We start from the raw sequence: 3762 nt of genomic DNA, 5'->3' as shown, positions 1-3762 counted from the left end.
CCCGCACGCTTCTCCACCTACCCGCACGCTTCTCCACCTACCCGCACGCTTCTCCACCTACCCGCACGCTTCTCCACCTACCCGCACGCTTCTCCACGCGTCTACCGACCTATATCGCCATCTACCCCGAAACGCCTTTCTCGCTCACCCCAAGTGCCACACACCTCTTGCATTCAGGAAACGAAACTGACCATCTTTCCGGGCGACGAAATGTCTTATGCTGACGAGATGGACCCGAACACCTGCCCACGCTGCGGAAACCCGGTCACCGTGAATCCTCGCGGCCGGCCGGCCCGCTGGTGCTCGGACCGATGCCGCAAACTCGCCTCCGAGGAACGCCGCGCCGCCGAGCGCGGCGCGATCGGATTGGAGATCCGCGACCACACACGGGTGGTGGAGAAGCCCGTTCCGGAGCGGATGAGCGCGACCGTCGCGGCGGCCCGCGCGGCAGAGGACATCGACACGGCACTGTCGGTGCTCAACGCGCTGCAACGCAAACTCGGAGCGGACGAGGTCGCGTACAAAGACCTCGACCGGCTGTACCGGGGAATCAACGAACTGCGGGCAACGTTCCGCCGAACCGTGCGCCCGTCTGCCGTGGGTCTGATCAGCTACCGGACCGAAAGCGCGGCCGTACTGGACCCGAAATCAGCGGTGCCCGTCGTGCTGGGCAGCCCCCGAGCCTGTGCGGAAGTGATCACCGCACTCACCGAACAAGTGCGCACCGGGCAGCTCGCACACGACCCCCGACACGACCGAACCCGGCGCGCCCTGGCAGACCTCATCCGCACTGTCCACGTCCGCGAATAGGCTGCCACTGCGTGTGCGAGAAGCGCCGATGCCGCTGAACTGCTTGCTACTGAGCGCAAAAGAAACTCCCCGGATGACACGACATCGTGTCATCCGGGGAGTTTCTAGGTCAGGCCTCTATCGCGTCAGTGTTTGACTGCGGATCGTGCTGTCCACCATTTCTGGACCCACGGAACGAGTGCTGTGATTACGCCCAAAATGACGAAAATGACAGCCGCGGTTGTCGTCCCGTTGCTGAGGAAGAACAGGCCGACAAGGATGTACAACACACCGATGCCGAGCGCGGCCCGCCAGCTCAACTGCCTTCTCTTCTGAGTGTTCACACTGCAACTTTAGGTGCGTGACCGGAGATCCTTCTAGTTGCAGCCGAAGTAAGCGCCGGCGCCGACGCCGATTACTCGTACCGGCCAGGTAGCGGGGAACGCATTCATACCCAGTCCGATAGCGCAGCCCGCGCGATCCTTGATTGTGTTGGTGCCGTTGATGGGGTTTGCGTTTCCGTTTCCGGAGCATCCGGTTGCAGATGAACACACAGAGGGCGGCAAAGAGTCTGCACTTGCGACCCCCACCCCCATTCCCAGAACTCCGGTAGTTGCTGCGCACACGGCGGCCATTGTCAGAACTCGTTTTCCGATCACAGTTTCCTCCCCTAATCGTGGTGCTCACGAGTTAAAAGCGAGCAACCCGATGCTTGCCCGAATCGGCTGGCCGCTGCAACTTGTTACATGCCGCAAAAGGGTTGGGCGACTGCGAAATTGGCGAAAAGTAGAAGCGGTACACGCGTGAGTGTGGTCCGCCTGGACAAGCACAATTCGCGTTATGGTCATGGCCGTGAACACCACAGGAACTGACCGGTCGCCACGTCCTCGTTGGTCACTGTCCGAGGCGTCCAAACGGACAGGCGTCAGCCGCACGACGCTGCTCCGGAGAATTGAAGCCGGCAAAATTCCGGGTGCGATCAAAACCGATGAAGGCTGGTCGATCGGAATCGAAGACCTCATCGGAGCTGGAATCATTCCGGACAGACCCAGCCCGCCCGAAGGTGCCCACGGTCATGGCCGCCCTGATTTTGACCATGTCCAGCGGATCGCGGATCTTGAACGAGAGTTGGCCGTTGCTCATGCCCAGCGGGCGGCAGCTGAACAGGTAGCGGTCGAGCGTGAGCGGATCATCCAATCACAGGCTGTGACGTTGCTCATACTTCAGTCGAAGCCGGTCGATGACAGGCCTTCGGCGGTAGCTGACGCTGCGCCAGAGGCAGAACACCATCCGCCGGCCGGTCCGAGTGCCGAGCGCCGGCCGGAACCCGACAACCCGCTGACTTGGTTACGCCGACAGATCTTCCGCTGAAATCTCGCCGTGCCTGCGGGCGTCGTGCAGTAATCGGCCGACGATCCCGGTCGAGAGTTCCATCGCTTCGGCGATTTCCCGGTACTTCAACCCCTGCTTCCGCAGCTCGACAGCTTTGTCACGGCGAGCTTTCGCACGGCCGAGGTAATCGTCACGCGGCTCAGCAAACAAGCGTTGGATTGTGCGAGTGGAGGCACCGAATTTTTCGGCTGCTGCTGCTGCCGTCATCTTTCGGCGCACCGGATTTTTGGCTCCGCCCATCAGATAATCGCCTCTCGCATCGTATGTTCGTCGTACTTTCTTGCATTGTTTCGGACGGCTTCTTGTTTGGCGAGTGTCGTTGCCTTGCCGCCTTTTTGACCGAGATGCGCTTGTCGGGCTCGGTACTGTTCTTCGGTGAAATTGCGCCAGATCCATTTGGAGATGGATTGCGCGGTGGCGCGTACTTCGGTGAACGGCAGTGGTGTCGTGAACTCGGTGTTGACGGCGTGGCAGTGCTGCAGGACGAGGTGGTCCCAGTCGCGGCCGGTTCCGTTTCGGTGTTGCCACCACTGCGGGTATGCCCATCGCCGGGTGGCGTCGAACATGGTGACGTTGCGGCCCAGGCCCACGGCCCGATCGGGCCGACGCGGCATCTGCCGGGGTGTGTGGATGGTGGCCAGCTGCCGCAATGTGTACGGGGTGGCCGGGCCGTAGATCGTCTCCCAATCGGGGTGAATCGGGTTTTTGGTCAGTTGCCCGCCATACGCGAAATCGCCGCCGACGCTGATCTTGAGGCCGGTTTCGATGCGGTGGGCGTAGCGCAGTGGCGTCAGTCGGGCGCTGTCGGTGCGGCACACGTGGTTGGGGCCGAGCCACCATCCGATGTGTGCGCGGCCGGACGGCGATTGTGCGACCCAGTTCGGCGCCGGATGGTCGGATGGTTGCTCGAATGCGCGCATCGCGGCGTCGACGTGATCGCAGTCGATGACGATGGATCCGAGCAACGCGTGCGGTGAATGCTCGACGTACCGCATTGCCAATGCGTCGTCGCGGCTCATCCGGTACTGACCTCGTTGGAGGTTGTTCGTCGCGAACGGCCGGTGCGGAAGCAACACCGCATCCGCCCATTGCCGATCGCTCAGCACGCCCCCCGTTGCGGATTTCATGGGGGCAACTGTGCCCGCCCACATCAACTATTCGAGTCCGACGCGCCGAGGCTATATGGAAAATTATTCGACTACGCAAAACAAAGCCATATCAGGTATCCCGGCGACACCCCCCAAATCTCCTCCCCACCACCCCCTGCTTTTTGAACCTTGCCGCGCTGGATCGTTCGATTTCTTCTGGAACCTCTGCGAGCGGAAAGCCACGGTCGGCACCTTGGTGCAAGAGGTGTGCTCGGGTTGGGCTTTGCGTCGGTGGACGGTGAGCCCAGGCGGGTGAGTACGGCGGTACTCCCGGGAGCTGCTCGAGCTGCGGGAGGTAGGTCGGGTACGGCGCGCAGAGCGGAAGCGTGGTCGGTGGTTGTTCACTCTTCTGCTCTGCCGAATCGAGCGCCGGCCGAATCGAGCGCCGGCCGAATCGAGCGCCGGCCGAATCGAGCGCCGGCCGAATCGAGCG

At 62.2% G+C, this 3762-nt stretch carries 6 protein-coding genes; 1 reads left to right on the top strand and 5 read right to left on the bottom strand.

What is annotated here, in order from left to right:
- Nucleotides 1-228 precede the first annotated feature (228 nt).
- On the top strand, nucleotides 229-810 hold the full coding sequence (locus R4P70_RS32360) for a hypothetical protein (protein WP_211919476.1): 582 nt from the start codon (nucleotides 229-231) through the stop codon (nucleotides 808-810).
- A gap of 125 nt (nucleotides 811-935) precedes the next feature.
- Here the strand turns inward: R4P70_RS32360 and R4P70_RS32355 are convergent, their stop codons facing one another.
- From R4P70_RS32355 to R4P70_RS32335, 5 genes are all read right to left on the bottom strand, one after another.
- The gene (locus R4P70_RS32355) at nucleotides 936-1133 is read right to left on the bottom strand and encodes a hypothetical protein (RefSeq protein ID WP_030538104.1); all 198 of its coding nucleotides are present in this window, start codon (nucleotides 1131-1133) and stop codon (nucleotides 936-938) included.
- A 33-nt stretch (nucleotides 1134-1166) separates the two neighbouring features.
- Nucleotides 1167-1448, bottom strand: a complete 282-nt coding sequence (locus tag R4P70_RS32350; protein WP_148209168.1) for a hypothetical protein — start codon at nucleotides 1446-1448, stop codon at nucleotides 1167-1169.
- 235 nt (nucleotides 1449-1683) lie between these two features.
- Nucleotides 1684-1986 (bottom strand): hypothetical protein, encoded by a 303-nt coding sequence (locus R4P70_RS32345; protein ID WP_041814375.1) that lies wholly within the window; start codon nucleotides 1984-1986, stop codon nucleotides 1684-1686.
- A 150-nt stretch (nucleotides 1987-2136) separates the two neighbouring features.
- On the bottom strand, nucleotides 2137-2421 hold the full coding sequence (locus tag R4P70_RS32340) for a replication protein RepB (RefSeq protein ID WP_011331249.1): 285 nt from the start codon (nucleotides 2419-2421) through the stop codon (nucleotides 2137-2139).
- Complete coding sequence (locus R4P70_RS32335; RefSeq protein WP_011331248.1) at nucleotides 2421-3308, bottom strand: replication initiation protein; 888 nt, start codon at nucleotides 3306-3308, stop codon at nucleotides 2421-2423. Before R4P70_RS32335 ends, R4P70_RS32340 begins: the two co-directional genes overlap by 1 nt.
- Between the last annotated feature and the right edge of the window lie 454 nt (nucleotides 3309-3762).

Origin of the sequence: Rhodococcus sp. IEGM 1241 (assembly GCF_033142365.1) — a bacterium.
GTDB classification, from domain to species: Bacteria; Actinomycetota; Actinomycetes; order Mycobacteriales; family Mycobacteriaceae; genus Rhodococcus_F; species Rhodococcus_F erythropolis.
Note: the sequence above shows the minus strand (reverse complement) of the source record. Positions and strands in the feature narration are given on the sequence as shown.

Bases quoted from the DNA above. Each gene is read 5' to 3' on its own strand.
- R4P70_RS32360 (WP_211919476.1), top strand. From the start codon at position 229: ATGGACCCGAACACCTGCCCACGCTGCGGAAACCCGGTCACCGTGAAT.
- R4P70_RS32340 (WP_011331249.1), bottom strand. From the start codon at position 2,421: ATGGGCGGAGCCAAAAATCCGGTGCGCCGAAAGATGACGGCAGCAGCA.
- R4P70_RS32335 (WP_011331248.1), bottom strand. From the start codon at position 3,308: ATGAAATCCGCAACGGGGGGCGTGCTGAGCGATCGGCAATGGGCGGAT.